This is a genomic window from Streptomyces sp. NPDC002076, from assembly GCF_053593835.1.
In genome coordinates this window covers 137,089-153,940 of record NZ_JBSFDI010000021.1, presented here as the reverse complement: position 1 = coordinate 153,940, position 16,852 = coordinate 137,089, and the positions used below count along the sequence as shown (strand labels likewise).

The window sequence follows — 16,852 nt, the reverse complement described above, 5'->3', positions numbered from 1 at the left end:
GCGGTGGCGGCGAGGCGGCCCTTGCGGTTGCGCAGCCGGCCCAGGCCACGATTGCCGGTCAGCCCGTCATGGCGGACTTCTGGCCGGTCGGGGTGACGGCGTACCACTGCCTGCCCTTGCCCTGGCCGTTCATCTGCCCGGCCTCGGTGTCGCCCATGTACCGGTACAGCGGCCAGCCGCCGAGGGTGACCTGTTTCATGCCGTTGCGGTGAACCGTGCCGAGCAGGCTGTTCTTCACACCCATGGTCCGTACGGAGCCCTGCACCATGACGGGCATCCACGTCTTCGTACACTCACCGGCACACGTCCACTTGGAGGGGGTCGCCTGGTCCTTGTCGTAGCGGTAGAGCGTCATCCCCTTGTCGTCGGTGACCACACTGCCCATCCCCTTCACCGCCTTGGCCATCAGCATGGTGGTCGTGGCCATGTGCCCACTGCCGGGGTTGCCGCTGTCCGCAGGTGCGGAGGTGGCCGGTGCGGAGCTCGCAGGATGCGACGCAGCCGTGGCGACAGGTGCGGCATTGCCGGAGTTCATGCTGGAGGCGTTGTCGTTCGAAGAGCCGCATGCCGCGAGCAGGAACGCGGACACGAGCCCTGCGACCGAGGCGAGGACGATGCGTTGCGGGATCACGAAGTTGCCCTTCGTCGGGAAGTCGCCGTCTGCTTCCTCCCTCACTACGTCGGACAACTCCCGCCCTCTCAAACCGCTGATGTCACATGACGGAGTCTTGACTATCGGCCGGACCCGGATCAGCCGGGGACGGTACGGCATCCCAGGTTGCCCCGTTCAGCAGTCGCTCTCCACGCAGCAGCGACGACCGGTCGGCAGTTCACCGGAAGGACACCCCTGGCCTGCCGTCGCCGTCGCGCCGGGAAACCGAAGCACGTGCCGGGGCGGCCACCCGTGGCGGTACCGGCTCTGCTGCCCCTGGCTCGCCGTCGTCGGAGACCAGGAACCTGCGCAATGCCCAGGCAAGTCGTTCCGGGGAGCTGCTCCAGCTGGGAGAGTCAGTGCGGGAACGCCCGCGGCGGGCGCTGGCGGGGCAGCTCCTCACGGAAGCCGGCTATGGCGGAGCTGATCTGGCGCATCAGGACGGTGTCCGCCAACCGGTCGAGGTAGAGGTTGGCGCGCGCCAGAGCGGGCAGATCCACGCAGAAGTACAGGGCCATCAAGGGGTTCACGAACAACTCGCTGTCCCGGGTGCGTTCGGTGAACCGCACGTCGCCGAAGTCACCGCGTACTGCGGCGGCGACGGACCCATTGACGATGCTCGGATGGTCGGCGTGACAGCGCTGGGCATGGGCGACCGCATCGAGGTAGGCGCCCCCCTCGGGGCTGTCCCGGGTGAGGGAGAACGCGCCGAGGTAACCGCCTTCGCGGGCGAGTGCGGCCAGGTTCTCCAGCACCAGCGAGTGGTTGACACCGTGATAGGCGTCCACTCCGAAACCCAGGCAGGCCACCAGCCGGTGCTGAACGTCGTCGAGGCCCGCGACAGCGGCCAAGCTCGCCATGTCCTCTTCCGGAGTGCCGAGCCCGTGCTCGTCCCCCCGCATCAGGATGTCCGTCCCGCCATCCACCAGCACAATCGCGTCCACGCCGCCCAGATGTTCGGCCAGTGCCCGGTAGGCGGACCGGAGGGGTTCGACACCTGTGCGGGGGAAGGCGTACACGACGTCCGGAAGACCTTGGGCGTGCAGCCACTGAGCGAGAGACCGCTCCGGGAAGTAGTCACCCCGCAACGGAGTGTCCGGGCGGACGGCGGCAACGTCCTCGGCCACCCAGTGGCCCGGCCCGAGGCCGTAGAGGTCGCAGAAGGACAGGTTCGCCAGGTGGACCTCGGCACCGGCCGACCGCAGCGCGAGCGCCAGGGGCAGTGCGGCGTAGACATCGAAGCCGCCGCCCGCACCGGCGACGAGTACCCGTCGCGCGGAGCGCAGGCGGGTGAAGAAAAGGGGTTCGCGCAGAGAGGACACCGCAGGACCCTAACAAGGCTGCCCCCGGCCCTCATCAGGGTTTCGCGGGCACCCCACCGCTGAGCCGACTGTGGCGCCTGTGCACTCCTGAGGCGTGAGGAGCCGGGGCTCGCGGCAGCATCAGTCACCGCAGATCCGATCAGGCCATCACAGAGTGTTACCGGCCCTGACTTTTGGTGCTCCGATTCGATGCCAGGGGCTTCGTTTTCGGCTCGGGCCCTTTCATCTCATAGCCAATGCGACATTCGTCACAGATTGGAATTATTAAGCAAAGCGACAGGCCTCCCTTATTGTGGTCGGACATCAGGCATAAACCGGATGTACCGGCCATCTCCATCGAGAGCCGGGGGATCCGCGGCCGGGCGACGGAGCCCGCCGCCTGACCGGCCCCCGGAGCACTTGGAGCGACCGGTAACCCATGGGCACTGACGCCCAGGGACGTAAGTCACCAGCGGACCCTGACTATGGATGCCGCCGTGCCGTCGACCGGCAGCGCGCCTGCGCTCAACCTGCCTCGATGTGACCAGTACCAGCACCGATTTGAGCACCGAGGGGTGCCGACGGAGGTAAATCTGTGGCGTTGGCCAGAATCAAAGTGGCGACGGCAACCGTCCTCACGGCGGCGATCGCGGGAGGCGTGCTCACGGCCTGCGGGCCGCACGCAGGCGGGCAGCACGCAGGCGGGCACACACCCCAGAGCTCGCCCAGCAGCGTGACTCCCTCGACGACGCTCGCTTCTTCCAGGCCGCACACGCAGTCCCAGGCGCCGTCGCCCTCCTACACTTCCCCGTCCGCGTCGGCATCCGACCGCGCGGCAGGAGGAACGCAGTCCGGCCGCAATGGAGGCTCCGCCGCGGTGCCGTCCGGACAGGCTTCGCAATCCGGCTCGGCGAATGCCTTCGGGCGACTGCCGAGCGCCCCGACGGGCTCCGACGCGCTGGTCGGCTACGGGGTGGAGGGCAGCGGCAAGTCCGTAGCGCTCACCTTCGACGACGGCCCAGACCCGCGGTGGACCCCGCAGGTGCTCGCGCTCCTCGCTCAGCACCACGCGAAGGCCACCTTCTGCGAACTCGGGCCGCTCGCCCAGCGCTACCCGTACCTGACCAAGGCGATCATCGCGGACGGGGACCGGCTGTGCGACCACTCGGTCCATCATGACGAGCAGCAGGACCGCAAGTCGGTCGAGTACAACATTCACGAGATCGTCGACGCCAAGCGCGAGATAACCGACGCCGCGGGAAGTGGCGTGAAGCTGATGTACTACCGGGCACCCGGCGGCGACTGGAGCCCGACGATCCGGGGGATAGCCGGCGCCAACCACCTGCAGCCGCTTGGCTGGAGCGACGACGCCAACGACTGGCGGCGCCCGGGTGTGGACGGCATCCTGCGCAACGTCAACCAGGACTTGCGACCCGGCGCGATCATCTTGATGCACGACGGCGGCGGTGACCGTTCGCAGACGGTGCAGGCGCTCGCCCGTCTCCTCAATCAGCTGGACGCTCAAGGCTACGGCTACGGCTTCCCGGCCTGAGTTCGACGCCGTCGGGATCTTACAGTCCTCGAGGTCATTCGCTGACGGACCCATCGTGGCAGCCATGCAGACAACTCCGCTTCATTCGCGCGGAGGCACGCGGCCCCGAACGAAGGGAGTGCGGAGCCCCGTGTGTCGATGACGTCCGTGCGTGTGGCGACCGGGATCGGTGTCAGTGTCCCGTTCTGCTGCCGGCCGCGGACGGTGAGGCGGCGGCCGCACCCGCCGGCACCGCGCTCGCCGCCAGCGCCGCGCCGGCTGCGCCCATGGCCGAGAGCAGCCCGCGGCGGGACATGAACTGTGCGAACAGTCTTTCGTCAGAGTGCATGCCGGTACGCTGGCGGCCCGACGGAACCCCGTCGCGGTCTCTGGGCGAATCACAGGTGAACCGTGGCCTCACGCCTGGTGCGCGTGAGGTGTGCCTCCTGCTGGGTGTGCTGCCGCAGTCCTCACCCGAGGCGCCTTCGAACCGAGGACGGTCACGGGGATGGAGACGCGTTCGGTGCCGGCGGCGGTGACCCGCACCACCCCCTCGGCGACGGAACCGCCGCCGCCTGGACGGCGCTCCAGACCTGTACGCCTCGCGACGGCGCTCGCCGCCTACCACTGCGGCTCCCTGCTGGGAATACCGCCTGCACGGTTTCCTGCATCTTTCTATGGCTCGTCGTCCCACCTCGCTAGGCTGACCAACAGGCTGGGAAGCGAGGGGAACAGCGTGCCGGAGCAGGAGCGCAGCGTGAGGCGAGTCGGTTCGGTAGGCCCCAGCCGGGCCGGAACGCCCCTGTACGAGCGTGACCACGAGGTGGCCGCCGCGCGGGAGGCAGTGGAGGCGCTCTGCAACCGCTCGGCGGACAGCGGTGGTCCACGTGGCGGGCTGCTGTTCCTGAGCGGCGCCGCAGGACTGGGCAAGACGACTTTGCTGGCCGAGATCCGAGGCATGGCCGCTGCCCGCGGGTGCACGGTCCTGTCCGCGCGCGGCAGCGAGCAGGAGCATACGGTTCCCTTCCACGTCGTCCGGCAGTTGCTGCAACCCGTCCTGGCCTCCTGCACCGAGGCCGAGCGTCGCGACATCTTCGGGGGCTGGTACGAGATCGCGGGGCCGGCCGTCGGCCTCTTCGCCCAGCAGGCCGGCACCGCCGTACCGGATCCACAGGGCGTCCGGGACGGTCTGGACTGGGTCCTCACACAGCTCGCCGTGCGCAAGGCGCCGATCATCACGGTCGTCGACGATGCTCACTGGGGCGATACGGAGTCCCTCACCTGGCTGGCCACGTTCGCCGTGCGCGTGCAGGAGCTTCCCGTCCTGATCGTCCTGGGGTACCGCCCGGACGAACTTCCGGCGGAGGCCGCGGCGTTCCGTGAACTGGTCGACGGTCGCGGGTCACACCCGATCAGCCTGCGCGCTCTCAGCCCTGAGTCGGTCGCGAAACTGGTCCGCGGCGTCCTCGGGCCGCACGCGGACGATCCCTTCTGCCGCGAGTGCTGGGCCGTCACCGGTGGTAACCCCTACGAGACCGTCGAACTCGTCGCCAAGATCCAGGACCGAGGCCTGACCCCCTCCGAGGAATCGGCTCATCTGCTGCGGGACCTTGGTGCGTCGTCTCGCGGCACCGGACTGGTCAAGCGACTGGAGAGGCTCGGCAACCGGGCCGTGCGGCTCGCCTGGGCGGCGGCCGTACTCGGTACCGAGATCTCCCCCGAACTGGCGGCTTCGGTGGCCGGACTGCCACCGGCCGAGGCTCAGGACGCCATTGACACCTTGCGAGTCGCTCGTATCCTGACCGGCACCAGGACGCTCGAGTTCGTCCACCCCCTCATCGCCACTGCCGTGTACCGGGCCATCCCACCGGCGATGCGGACCGCCATACACGGGCAGGCCGCCAGCGCGGTGACCGACGCGGGCTTGAACATCACCGTCGCCGCCCGGCACCTGCTGGAGACCCATCCGAGCAACGACCCGCAGACCGTGGAGCAACTGCGCGCGGCCGCACGGGAGAACCTTCGCCAAGGTGCTCCGGACGCCGCTCGTCGCTGCCTCGAGCGTGCGCTGCGCGAACCGCCCCCGCCCGAGGAACGTGCGGCCGTGCTCTACGAGCTCGGCTGCTCTGCCCTGCTCACCTCCCCGGCCACCACAGTCAACCACCTCTCGGCGGCCTTGCAGCTTCCCGACCTCGACCCCACGCTCAGAGAGGACGCCACCTTCCGCTTGGCCCAGGCTCTCGCCCACAACGACCAGCTCGGCGAGGCAGCCGCTGTGGTGGGGGCCGAGGCCGCCCAGGCACGGACATCCGGGGCGCGGCTGCGCCTGCAGGCCGCACACCACCTGTGGCGGGTCTTCGACACGCAGGAGGTACAGGCGTCTGTCCGTTCCCGTCGGCTCGCGCGGCTCGCCGAGCATCTGTCCGGGCAGAACGCGGGAGAGAAGGCCCTGTTGTGCCTGCGCACCTGGGATGCCACGCTGCGCAGTGAGCCGGCCGAACACGCACTGGCCGTCGCCGCACGCGCCGTGGGGCTCAGCTACACCGACCCCGACTGGGGCTTCGAGCTGCCCAGCATCACCGCGCTCGGATACATGTACGCCGACGAGTGCGACCGCGCGGAGGAGCTGTTCAGCTCCGCCATCGCCGAGTGCCAGCAAGTCGGATGGAGCGGAGCCCACCTCTCCTTCGGCTTCAGCCTCCTCGGCCTGGTCCACTTCCGGCGCGGACTGCTCGTCGAGGCCGAGCGCTGCGCGCGTGAGGCAGTCCGGCTGGCGGACCGCGTCGGACCCAGGTTGCCCGCCAAGTGGTACGCCGTCGGGCTGCTGCTCGACGTCCTGCTGTCCCGCGGCCACTTCGAGGAAGCGCTGAACGTCGCCGAGATGCACGACTTCGCGCCCCCTTACCCCAACGCGGTGGTCTTCCCGGATCCCCAGACGCTGTACGGGCGCCTGCTGCTCGTCCGTGGGCGGCGCAGGGAAGCCATCGCCCAACTCACCGCCGCCGGGGAACGGCTGGAGGGCAAAGGCATACTCAATCCGACCTGGTGTCCCTGGGCGGGACACCTCGCCCTCGCCCTCGCCCCGGAGGACCCCGCAGGCGCCCGCGCTCTCGCAGCGCAGACACTGCGCCGAGCGGAGCGTTACGGCACGCCCACCGCCAAAGGTGAGGCATTGCGCTTCAGCGCGGCGGTGTCCGAGGACGGGGACACCATGGCGCTGCTGGAGCGCGCGGTGGAGACGCTCGGCAAGTCCCCGAATCAGTACCTGTACGCCGAGGCACTGGTCGACTTCGCCATCGGCCTCAGACGCCGCGGCCATGCCGATCGGGCGGCGGAACTGCTCTTCGAGGGTGCCGACCTGGCGGAGAGGTGCGGCGCGGAACATCTCGCGGCGCGGGCGCACACGGAGATGGCCGCCGCGGGCTTCCGCCCGAGTGAACTGCACACCGCGGTGCATAGGGAAGAGCGGACGGCAGAGCCGGGCCGTGCGGATACCGAGGAGCTACGGCACTGACGTCACCCAGCAGAGGCCAAGCGCCCAGGGCGCGACCACAGGTACACCGGACAGGCACCGGCCCTCACCCATCACAGAGCCGGTGTTGCTTGCCTCGGTCCGACGTTCCCCGCCGGCGCTGCCCGGGTGGAGTGCCTTCTCAGCCCCCGGAAGGCGGGCGGATCAGCGCAGTCCGGCGAAGAGGTCGTTCTCGGGCACGGCAGCGCCGGTGGTGTCCTGGACACGGACGAAGGTCTCGACGCCCATCAATTCGGTGAACCTTTTCTGGCCCATCTTGAGGAAGAAGATGTTCTCGCCCTGGCTGGCGTGCGCGGCCAGTGCATCGAACTTCTGACCGCCGAACGCGCTGGTGTCCACCCAGGTGGTGATCTCCGCGTCGGGGAGGCCGATCTCGGCCATCGCGGCGGCCTCGGCGGGATCCGGCTCCTGCCAGTCCGCACCGAACTCGCGCATGACCTCCCCGAACCGCTGCATCATCGAGCGGGGCGCCGTCGTCCAGTACACCTTCGGAGTCTGCGCGGTCATGGCCAGCGCCCTCATCGTGATCCGGTTTGCCTGGATATGGTCGGGGTGGCCGTAGAAGCCGTTCTCGTCGTAGGTGACGACCACATCGGGTTGGTAGCGGCGCATGAGTTCCGCGAGTCGGGCAGCGCCCTCCTCCACGGGTGTCTGCCAGAAGGATCCCGGGGCTTCGTTGGTCGGCCAGCCCATCATCCCGGAGTCGGCGTAGTCGAGCGTTTCCAGGTGGCTGACCTTCAGGATGCTGCAGCTCGACTCGAGTTCTTGCCGCCGCATCAAGGCGACGGCTGCCGGATCGTGGCCGGGATCGCCCGGCTTGACACCCCCCGGTCCGTCACCGCAACTGCCGTCGGTGCATGTCACGAGGACCGTGCGGATGCCCTCCGCCGCGTACCGTGCGAGGACACCTCCCGTTCCAGTGGCCTCATCGTCGGGGTGGGCGTGCACCGCCATGAGTGTCAAGGGCCGGTCATTCATGAAACAGTCCTCCTGTAGTGAAAAGGCCTTGGTCCGAGTCTGCGCCAGGCGTACAAGTGGTCGCCCCGACATCGGGTGACCGGGCGTACCGCGGACCCGGGAGCCCGGATCCCGTCGGGGCGGGCGAGCATTTTCGTCTCTCTGTTCCCCGCCCGCGCGGCGTCAGTTCCTCGGCCGGTGCAACAGCGCCGGCCGCATCGGATGTTCCCACCGTGCCTGGGAACTCCTGGGCCTTGGCGCTCGCTCCCGTGCACATCGCTTCTGGGAATGCCCGTGGGCCTTCACGAGTTCGTCGGCTCGTGGCACATGCGCGGGCTTGTCGGCCGCAGACCGCTGTTGGTCGCCGCAAAGCCGGTGGCGACCGCCCCTTCATGCTCTGATCCGCGGGTCCGCCCCTCGGCGTGTCAGGGGGCCGCATGCGTCGGCCGTGGCCCAGTGGCCCCGTTTACGCGTACGACACAGGGACGAAAGTGTGATGATTATGTAATCGCATGAGGCTAGAGTGTTCGCGCTGTCGAACATTACGGCGCTCGGCGCCAGTTGAGGAAGGATCCCCTGCCCTGCCCTCCGCCCCCCGGGCGCCGCGCCGGCACCGCCTCCGCCGCCGCGCCGATATGCCGATGCTTGGCGGGGTGCGCCCGCCGATCGCCGCACTCGTCGTACTCCTACTGGTGGTCGCCGCCCTGACCGTGATCGGCCTCGACGGCGTACACGCCGAGCGGGTGCCGCAGGCCGTGCTGAACGGCGAGCAGCAGATCGCCGCGGACACCGCGCAGTCGGTGCGCACCACGATCGACGTCGAGGCGAGCACCGTACGCCGTACGGCGGGCGCGTACCCGGCGACGAGCGCATCGACCCCCACGACCGCGCTCAAAGCGCTGACCTCCGCCAGGAAGGCGGTCCTCGGCAAGGCGCTCCTCGACCCGCGCACCGGCAAACTGCTGGCGGCCGGCGGCAGTGCGGTGCCGCTGGCCGGGGTGGACGTCGTCCAGACGGCGTCCGGGCACGGGGCGATCCCGCCCCGGCTGGTGACCTCGGGCGGCACGCGACAACTGCTGTACTTCGCACGGGTCACGCTGCCCGCGCAGCAGGAGGACGCCAACCAGGACCAGTTCCAGGCCCCGAGCCGGCCCGACCGGCGGTGGCTGCTGGTGGTCTGCGAGACGCTCCCCGTCCTCACGACGTACGGCGACGGACGCACCGCCGAGGTGCTGGACGCGCGCGGCACGGCGCTCGCCACCACGGCCGACGGCGCGGCATCGCCGGCCGCCACCGACAGCGGTCTGCCCGCGGCGGCGGCCCGTGCGGCGAAGGAGTCGGGGCGTGACACCGACGCCTCGGGAAGCATGCTGGGCGCCGCCACGGGCTCCCGGCGCACGGTGGCCGGCTGGGCCCAGGTCGCCTCGGCGACCGGTCCGGGCGACACCGACAACCTCGGTCTGGTGGTGTTCACCTCGCGCGCGGTGCCCACCACGACCGCCGCCGCGGACCACTCGCGCTTCGCGCTCGAGGCCGCGGGGGCGCTGGCCGGACTCGCGCTGCTGCTCGGGCTGGTGCTGCACTTCTTCGTGCAGCGGCCGCTGCTACGGCTGTATCTGTCCGCCGGGCGCCTGGCCCGGGGCGCGACCGAGGACGCGCCGGGCGCGTTCGAGGAGCTGTTCCGGCCGGTTCCGGTGCACGGCTTCGGGGAACTGGCCCGGATCGGGCGGGCACTGGAGTCGCTGCGCCTGCAACTGCTCGGCGAGAGCGGCCCGCAGGAGTTCCCGGCCCGGCGCGGACCGGGCTACCGGGCGCTGGCCGTGGTCGGCGTGGTGGTGGTGGCCTGCTGGGCGGTGCCGATGATCTTCATGCTGAACCGGGCGGACACCGCGACCGCGGTTCCGGTTCCGGTCCTCGCCGACCAGCAGGCGCGCACCCAGGTCGCGGCGAACCGGGTCCGGCAGTCCCTCGACCAGTCGTACACCGACCTGAGCGACGTGGCGGCGAGTCTGCCCGGCCGCAGCCGCGCTGCCCAGACCGAGGTTCTGCGGCACACCCTCGCCGACCACAAGCAGTACCGCTCGCTGTATCTCCTGGACCGCTCGGGCGGCATCACGCTGAGGGTGGGCGACACACCGCTGCGCACCCTCGTCCACGTGCCCGACGGCGGCGGGATCACCACCGTCAACACCTCGGGCCGGATCCCGGCGATCGCCGCCTACGCCCAGGTCCGCGCCGTCAAGGGCAAGGCCCCGGCGGCCGGGGTGGTCCTGTTCGGCGAGATCGACGTGAAGGCGCTCAACTCCGTGCTGGCCAGGCCCAAGCTGGGCAGCGTGTGGGTGACGAACGACGACAACAAGGTGCTGGCGGCAAGCGTGGGCTACCGCGCCTTCCAGTCGCTGCCCGACCCCGGCCTGACCCGTCTGGCCCGCGGTACCCAGGGCGCCCCGGGTACCGCGGGCACCGCGAACTCGGCGGTGCTCAGCACGTCCTCCGGCCCGTCGGTCGACGCGGCGGCGCCGCTGGCGCAGAGCGGCCCGACGGCCCACCTCGGCTGGCACGTGGTGACCGCGGAGCCCGCGGCGGCGCTCCAGATCCCCGCGGTGCAGGCCGAGCAGCGCACCATGCTCGCCGGGATCCTGGGCCTCAGCCTGGGCGCGGCCTGCCTGGGCTGGCTGCATGTCGTGGTGATCCGGCCGCTGCGCGCGGTCGCCGTGCTCGTCGAGCGGCTCGCCGGCGGAGACCGCCGCACCGTGCTGCACCCGGTCAACCACGACGAGATCGGCTCCGTCACCCGCGGCCTGGAGCTGATGCGCCAGGCCCTGGCGGAACGCGACCGGGCGGCCAGATCCGGCCATGCCGCCAGGGTCTCCGGGTCCCTGCGCGAGAACACCCTCCAGCGGTAAAGGACGGAATCGGCATGCTCTTCCTCTATGTCATAGTCCTGCTGTCCTGTGCCGCGCTGTGGATCGCCGGAATCCTGGAGCAGCAGCGGCACTTCGCCTCGCTGGAGCAGATACCGACGCGGGTGCTGGTCAACGGCATCCGCGGCAAGAGTTCGATCACTCGGCTGTGCGCGGGCGCACTGCGCGGCGGCGGCCTGGTCACGGTGGCCAAGACCACCGGCACCGCGGCCCGGTTCATCCACCCGGATGCCACCGAGGAGCCGGTGTACCGCAAGTTCGGGCTGTCCAACATCGTCGAGCAGATCGGCATCGTGCGGCGGGCGGCGACCTACCGGCCGGACGCACTGGTGATCGAGTGCATGGCGGTGATGCCCGCGCTGCAGGAGATCAACCAGGAGAAGCTGATCCGTTCCACGATCGGCGTGCTGTGCAATGTCCGCGAGGACCACCTGGAGGAGATGGGGCCGACGCTGGACGACGTCGCCCGCTCCCTCTCCCGCTCGATGCCGGTGGGCGGGGTGTGCGTGACGGCGGAGAAGGACCGCTTCCACATCCTCCAGGAGGAGGCCGACGCCCGTAACTGCAAGCTGGTCTACGCCGATCCCGAGACGGTCACCGACGAGGAGCTGCGCGGCTTCAGCTGGTTCACCTTCAAGGAGAACGTGGCGATCGCGCTCACCGTCGCCGAACTCCTCGGCATCGACCGGCAGACCGCGATGCAGGGCATGTGGGACGCGCCGCCCGACCCGGGCGTGCTGTCGGTGGAGCGCTACGTCACCCCCGAGGGCAAGCGGCTGCGGTTCGCCAACGTCTTCGCGGCCAACGACCCCGAGTCGACGCTGATGAACGTCAAGCAGCTGGAGGATCTGGGCGCGATCAGACGGCCGCTCAGCGTCGTCATCAACTGCCGCCCGGACCGGGTGGAGCGCAACGGCCAGATGGGCGCGATCGTCCCCGACCTGGCCGCCGAGACCGTGTTTCTGATCGGCCATCCGACCAAGAGCGCCCGCGATGCGATTCCGTCCGGCTTCACCGGACGGGTGGTGGATCTCGGTGGCGACCGCCGGGACCCCCAGGAACTGACCGCGGCGATGCTCGCGGAACTCGGCCCGGCCTCCTCGCTGGTGGCGATCGGCAACATCCACGGCCAGGGCGAGCTGTTCCTGGAATGCCTCGCCGAACTGCCGCTGGACGACTCCGAGGACCCGCTCGACGCCGTTCCCGACGGTGACGGCCTGGACCAGGAAACCATGCAGATCGCGCTGCCCCGGCCGCGGATCGCGGTGGCCCGTCCGCCCGAGCCGGAGCCGTACAGCTGGGTCGCGCCGCTGGAGACACCGGCGTACGGCTTCCATGTCCCGGAGCAGCGCGAACTCGCCCGCCGGTTCGCCGCCCGCCAGGGCCGGCCCGCCGCCGAGAGTGCCCAAGGCGCCCCGCACCACTCCTACGATCCGTCCCAGTCCACGAGGAACCCGTGATCCCCGCCAACCTCACCGCACAGACCGCCGCGCTCGGGATCGCCCTCGGGCTGATCTTCTCGCTCGTCTGCTATCTGACGACCAACCTCTCCCCCGGGGGGATGATCACCCCTGGGTGGATCGCCCTCACGCTCGTCACCGACGTGCAGATGGCCGCCCTGATGGTCGGTGTGGCGGCGCTCACGTACTTCATGACGAAGCTGGTGCAGCGCACGGTGATTCTCTACGGCAAGCGGCTGTTCGCCGCCGTGGTGCTGTGCGCGGTGCTGATGCAGACCACCGTGATGCTCGCGCTCAGCCACGAGTTTCCGCTGCTGTACACGTCACAGACCCTTGGTTTCATCGTCCCCGGCCTGGTCTCCTACCAGATGGTCCGCCAGCCGATGGCGGCCACACTGATCTCGACCACGGCGGTGACGCTGGCCACGTACGTGGTGCTGGTCTCCGGTCTGCTGATCGGCCTGCTGCCCACCGGCTGACCTGTCCACCGCACTCTCACCTCGCACTTCCAGGAGGATCGGCCATGCACTCCGAACCCACCGCCAGAGGCAGCCGCCCGACGCGCCGCGCCGTGCTCTGGACGATCGCGGGCGTGGCGGCCGCCGGGGCGGCGGGCGGGTACGCCTGGGACCACCTCGGGCACGACCGCGGCGGAGGCGACGACCTCGGCGGTACGGCCGCCGACGGCACGGGCACCGGCCCGAGCGCCCGGGCCACCGGGCCCCACACCTTCGAGCGGCTGTCCGCTCCCGACCGCACCGTGGTCCGCGCCGCCGACGGCGGCACGCTCGCCACGTTCACCGACGGAGCCCGTACGGCCGTACTCACCGGCCCCAACCGCACCTTCGGCGAGCCGCGGACCACCGAGGCCAAGGTGACCACGGACGCCTGGGTGCGGGTGCTGCCGCACGAGTGGCAGCAGGGCATGGAGAAGTCCGCCTGGTTCAAGGGCTGGTTCCGCAAGGCGCTCGGCGACACCAGCCCGGACGTCTTCGCGGTGGCGTTCGAGTACTCGAGCGCCGGGGCGCCCGACAAGCACAACGCGGCCGGTGTGCGCTACGCGGGCACCGCCCACTTCGGTCCGCGCAACGCCAAGGTCAACAACCCGCTGGACTTCGCCTACCACGACGAACAGTCCGACTTCTACGACTATCTGGGCATTGACTGGACCTTCCCGGACGGCACGCGCGTGCAGCCGGAGCGGGCCCGCTACGGCGACGTGGACTGTTCCGGTTTCCAGCGTCTGGTGTGGGGCTACCGCATGGGCGTCCCGCTGCACAACACCAACACCCGGGGCCCCGGACTGCCGCGCCGCGCCTTCGCCATCGCCGCCTACGGCCCCGGCCGCCTGGTGATCCCGGACACCGGCGAGCAGCCCACCGACCTGGGCGCCCTGCAACCCGGGGATCTGGTCTTCTTCGCCATCATCAAGGACCGGCCGAACTTCATCGACCACTGCGGCATGTACATGGGCCTCGACGACCAGGGCCGGCACCGCTTCTACTCCAGCCGCTCCGCCGCCAACGGCCCCACCCTGGGCGACCTTTCGGGCCGCTCGCTGCTGGACGGCACCGACTTCTACGCCCGCGGCTTCCGGGCGGCCCGCCGCCTGTGACCCCCCGCCCGATGAGCCCGCCCCCTGTGTCCCACCGCCTCACCTGACCTGCTGATCCGAGGACCACTGCCATGACCGCCGTCCCCGTCGTCCAGCCCACCGGCGCGCACCGAGGCCGCCGGGCGGCCGGCCGCCGCTCCGTCCCACCGGAAGACGCCCCGCGCTGGGAGCGCCCGGCGCTCGCCACGGTGCTGGTCGTCGCCACGGTGCTGTACTCCTGGGGCATCGGGCACGCCGCGCTCCATCCCTTCTACGGCGCGGCGATACGGTCGATGGCCGACAGTTGGCGGGCCTTCTTCTTCGGCGGGCTCGACGCGAGCGGTTCGATCAGTATCGACAAGCTGCCCGGCGCCTTCTGGCCCGACGCCGTCACCGTCTGGATCTTCGGCCCGCACACCTGGGCGGCCGCGTTGCCGCAGGTCGTCGAGGGCGTGCTCACCGTATGGCTGTTGCACCGGATCGTACGGGCCTGGGCCGGGCCGTTCGCCGCGCTGATCGCCGCGCTCACGCTCACCCTCACCCCGGTCACCGTGGCCCTCACGCGGGCCACCATCCCGGACACCGCACTCACCCTGCTGCTGGTTGCGGCCGCCGGAGCGCTGCAGAAGGCGGTGCGCACCGAGCGGCTGCTGCCGCTGATCACCTGCGGGATCTGGATCGGGCTCGCCTTCCAGACCAAGATGCTGCAGGCGTGGCTGGTGCTGCCCGTCTTCGCCGCTGTCTACCAACTCGCCGCCCCCGGGACCAGGTTGAACCGGGCTCTGCGCGTCCTGCTGGCCGGCGCGGTCGCCCTGGCGGTCTCCTGCTCCTGGGTGCTGATCGCCTGGGCGACACCGGCCGCGAACCGCCCGTACCTCGACGGCACCTCCAACAACGATCCGTTCACCCTGGTCTTCGGCTACAACGGACTGAGCCGCTTCGGCAGCGACTCCACCGCGTTCGGCGCCGTCGCGGGCACCGCCGCCAGCCGCACCACCGGCAACACCGGCTGGGGCATGCTGGTCAACCACACGGTCGGCCCGCAGATCGCCTGGTTCCTGCCGCTCGCCGTGCTCGCCGCGGTCCTGGGCGTCGTCTGGCGCGCCGGGCAACCGCGAACGGATCCGCTGCGCACGGGATTTGTGATGTGGGGCGGCTATCTGGCCGTACATGCCCTGGTGTTCAGCTCCTCCAACGGCAACCACGCCTACTACACGGCCGTCATCGCCCCGGCACTCGCCGCGCTGGCCGGCGGCGGGCTCGCGCTCTTCCGGTCGGAGTACGAGGCGCAGTACCAGCCGGTGCACGAGGCGGAGCACGGGACGGGCGGCCGGCGGCACATGGCGCTGCCGGCGGCGATCGTGCTGACGGCGGCGTGGGCACTGGTACTCGACTGGCCGACCCGGTTCGTCTCACGGCTGCTGCCGATCGCCGTGATGCTCGCGCTGTGCGGCGTGGCGGGCCTGTGGACCCGCGGGCCGCGCACCTCCCCGCGGATGGTCCACGCCGCCCTCGCCGCCGGGATCGCGGCCACCCTGGTCGTACCGGCAGGCTGGGCCATCTCCAGCCTCGACCCGCTCTACGCGGGCGCCGCCACCTCGCCGATGGCCGGTCCGGTCGGCAAGGCGTACGGCGTCCACCACCGCCACGCTCCGCAGCGGGTAGGACTCGACCGGCCCAGTGCCCGCGACACCGCCCTGCTCGACTACCTCACCACGCACCGCCACGGCGAGAAGTACCTGCTCGCCACCCAGGCCGCCTACACCGCCGAGCCCCTGCTGCGCGCGAAGTCCGAGGCCATCCTCGTCATGGGCGGCTTCACCGGCAACACCCCCTTCCCCACCGCCCAACAGCTGGGCAGCCTCGTCACCACCCACCAACTGCGCTATGCGCTGCTCACCACCCAGCGCCCCACCACTCCCGCCACCACCTGGGTGAAGTCCCACTGCACCCGCATCCCGCCCACGGCCTACGGCCGCCGCACCGCCGGCAGCTTCGCCCTCTACGACTGCAACACCCAGAGGTGAGGCGCCCCCCCCCGAACCTCCCGCTACTGATCTCGGAGCGTGCTGGTTCGGCGGGCTGGTGGTTCAGCAATCGCAAGGTCTGCCCGCTACTCGTACCGGTACTTGAGCGAATCCGCCTCCGCCTGCTCGATGTCGGCGATCGTCAGCTCTGGCATCCGCAGCTGGGCCAGCGTCACCTCGGCCGAGGTCGGCTGGGCGTCCGCCGGCAGCCACTGCTCCGGCTTCCAGGCCCCGCTGCGCAGGAGCGACTTGGGGCAGTGCGGGTAGACCTCCTCGATCCCCAGCACCAGCGCACTGGCCGGCGGCTTGCCCACGGCGGTCAGCTGCGACAGCAGTTCCGGACGGGTGGAGACGCAGGCCCGGCCGTTCACCCTGAGCGTCGTGGTGCGCCCGGGAATGACGAACAGCAGCCCGGCCCGTCCGGTGGCGACGACGTTCTGCAGGGTGTCCAGACGCTTGTTGCCGGTCGCGTCCGGTATCGCCACCGTCCGTGCGTCCAGGACGGTGACGAACCCGGCGGGGCCGCCGCGCGGGGAGACGTCACAGTTGCCCTCGGCATCCGCGCTGGCGACCAGGACCAGCGATGAGCAGCCGATCAACCGCCGTGTCTGCTCGGTGAGTTCGGTCATCTGCTTGCGCACGGCCGCGTCGCTGGGGAGATCGTAGACCCGGCGCAACGCCTGCTCGTCGGGCACGGCGTCGAGGCGGAGGGAGTCAAAGGCACTACTGGCAAGGGGTGTCGTCATGGCTCCGACCCTAATGGGCCGACCCAGGATTGATCTTGGTCGGGAGCTGCGGGGCATCAAGAACGGCCTCGCGAGTTGCCTGATGCGTGAGGATCAAGCAGACCCGCGCGGCCAATGTCCCATCCTGC

12 protein-coding genes are annotated in these 16,852 nt (G+C 70.5%); 7 read left to right on the top strand and 5 right to left on the bottom strand.

Annotated elements, in window-relative coordinates; all coding sequences use genetic code 11:
* Positions 1 to 58 precede the first annotated feature (58 nt).
* Both ACWCQS_RS35090 and ACWCQS_RS35085 read right to left on the bottom strand, forming a co-directional pair.
* Positions 59 to 676 carry a hypothetical protein gene (locus tag ACWCQS_RS35090; RefSeq protein WP_451008203.1) on the bottom strand — a complete coding sequence of 206 codons (618 nt, stop codon included), beginning with the start codon at positions 674 to 676 and terminating at the stop codon, positions 59 to 61.
* Positions 677 to 1,008: 332 nt separating this feature from the next.
* Positions 1,009 to 1,974, bottom strand: a complete 966-nt coding sequence (locus tag ACWCQS_RS35085) for a DUF1152 domain-containing protein (protein WP_451008202.1) — start codon at positions 1,972 to 1,974, stop codon at positions 1,009 to 1,011.
* A gap of 856 nt (positions 1,975 to 2,830) precedes the next feature.
* On the opposite strand from ACWCQS_RS35085, the gene ACWCQS_RS35080 reads away from it, so the two are divergent.
* A complete protein-coding gene (locus ACWCQS_RS35080; RefSeq protein WP_451008201.1) occupies positions 2,831 to 3,505 on the top strand; it encodes a polysaccharide deacetylase family protein in 675 nt (224 codons plus the stop codon).
* Between the two features lie 172 nt (positions 3,506 to 3,677).
* Here the strand turns inward: ACWCQS_RS35080 and ACWCQS_RS35075 are convergent, their stop codons facing one another.
* Positions 3,678 to 3,833, bottom strand: coding sequence for a hypothetical protein (locus ACWCQS_RS35075; RefSeq protein ID WP_451008200.1), 156 nt, complete (start codon positions 3,831 to 3,833; stop codon positions 3,678 to 3,680).
* Positions 3,834 to 4,241: 408 nt separating this feature from the next.
* On the opposite strand from ACWCQS_RS35075, the gene ACWCQS_RS35070 reads away from it, so the two are divergent.
* Positions 4,242 to 6,998 (top strand): ATP-binding protein, encoded by a 2,757-nt coding sequence (locus tag ACWCQS_RS35070; RefSeq protein WP_451008199.1) that lies wholly within the window; start codon positions 4,242 to 4,244, stop codon positions 6,996 to 6,998.
* Positions 6,999 to 7,160: 162 nt separating this feature from the next.
* On the opposite strand, the gene ACWCQS_RS35065 is transcribed toward ACWCQS_RS35070, so the two are convergent.
* Positions 7,161 to 7,994 (bottom strand): PIG-L family deacetylase, encoded by an 834-nt coding sequence (locus ACWCQS_RS35065; RefSeq protein ID WP_451008198.1) that lies wholly within the window; start codon positions 7,992 to 7,994, stop codon positions 7,161 to 7,163.
* A gap of 632 nt (positions 7,995 to 8,626) precedes the next feature.
* Between ACWCQS_RS35065 and ACWCQS_RS35060 the strand changes: the two genes are divergently transcribed.
* The 5 genes from ACWCQS_RS35060 (at position 8,627) to ACWCQS_RS35040 (ending at position 15,978) form a co-directional block, all read left to right on the top strand.
* Complete coding sequence (locus ACWCQS_RS35060) at positions 8,627 to 10,879, top strand: HAMP domain-containing protein (RefSeq protein WP_451008197.1); 2,253 nt, start codon at positions 8,627 to 8,629, stop codon at positions 10,877 to 10,879.
* Positions 10,880 to 10,893: 14 nt separating this feature from the next.
* Complete coding sequence (gene pgsB / locus ACWCQS_RS35055; RefSeq protein WP_451008196.1) at positions 10,894 to 12,357, top strand: poly-gamma-glutamate synthase PgsB; 1,464 nt, start codon at positions 10,894 to 10,896, stop codon at positions 12,355 to 12,357.
* The gene (locus ACWCQS_RS35050; RefSeq protein ID WP_451008195.1) at positions 12,354 to 12,836 is read left to right on the top strand and encodes a poly-gamma-glutamate biosynthesis protein PgsC/CapC; all 483 of its coding nucleotides are present in this window, start codon (positions 12,354 to 12,356) and stop codon (positions 12,834 to 12,836) included. Before pgsB ends, ACWCQS_RS35050 begins: the two co-directional genes overlap by 4 nt.
* Before the next feature lie 44 nt (positions 12,837 to 12,880).
* On the top strand, positions 12,881 to 13,972 hold the full coding sequence (locus tag ACWCQS_RS35045; RefSeq protein WP_451008194.1) for an NlpC/P60 family protein: 1,092 nt from the start codon (positions 12,881 to 12,883) through the stop codon (positions 13,970 to 13,972).
* A gap of 71 nt (positions 13,973 to 14,043) precedes the next feature.
* Positions 14,044 to 15,978: an ArnT family glycosyltransferase gene (locus tag ACWCQS_RS35040; protein ID WP_451008193.1), complete on the top strand. Its 1,935-nt coding sequence runs from the start codon at positions 14,044 to 14,046 to the stop codon at positions 15,976 to 15,978.
* Positions 15,979 to 16,064: 86 nt separating this feature from the next.
* Here the strand turns inward: ACWCQS_RS35040 and ACWCQS_RS35035 are convergent, their stop codons facing one another.
* The gene (locus tag ACWCQS_RS35035) at positions 16,065 to 16,724 is read right to left on the bottom strand and encodes an MSMEG_1061 family FMN-dependent PPOX-type flavoprotein (protein ID WP_451008192.1); all 660 of its coding nucleotides are present in this window, start codon (positions 16,722 to 16,724) and stop codon (positions 16,065 to 16,067) included.
* Between the last annotated feature and the right edge of the window lie 128 nt (positions 16,725 to 16,852).

Bases quoted from the DNA above. Each gene is read 5' to 3' on its own strand.
- ACWCQS_RS35075 (WP_451008200.1), bottom strand. From the start codon at position 3,833: ATGCACTCTGACGAAAGACTGTTCGCACAGTTCATGTCCCGCCGCGGG.
- ACWCQS_RS35065 (WP_451008198.1), bottom strand. From the start codon at position 7,994: ATGAATGACCGGCCCTTGACACTCATGGCGGTGCACGCCCACCCCGAC.
- pgsB (WP_451008196.1), top strand. From the start codon at position 10,894: ATGCTCTTCCTCTATGTCATAGTCCTGCTGTCCTGTGCCGCGCTGTGG.
- ACWCQS_RS35045 (WP_451008194.1), top strand. From the start codon at position 12,881: ATGCACTCCGAACCCACCGCCAGAGGCAGCCGCCCGACGCGCCGCGCC.
- ACWCQS_RS35040 (WP_451008193.1), top strand. From the start codon at position 14,044: ATGACCGCCGTCCCCGTCGTCCAGCCCACCGGCGCGCACCGAGGCCGC.
- ACWCQS_RS35035 (WP_451008192.1), bottom strand. From the start codon at position 16,724: ATGACGACACCCCTTGCCAGTAGTGCCTTTGACTCCCTCCGCCTCGAC.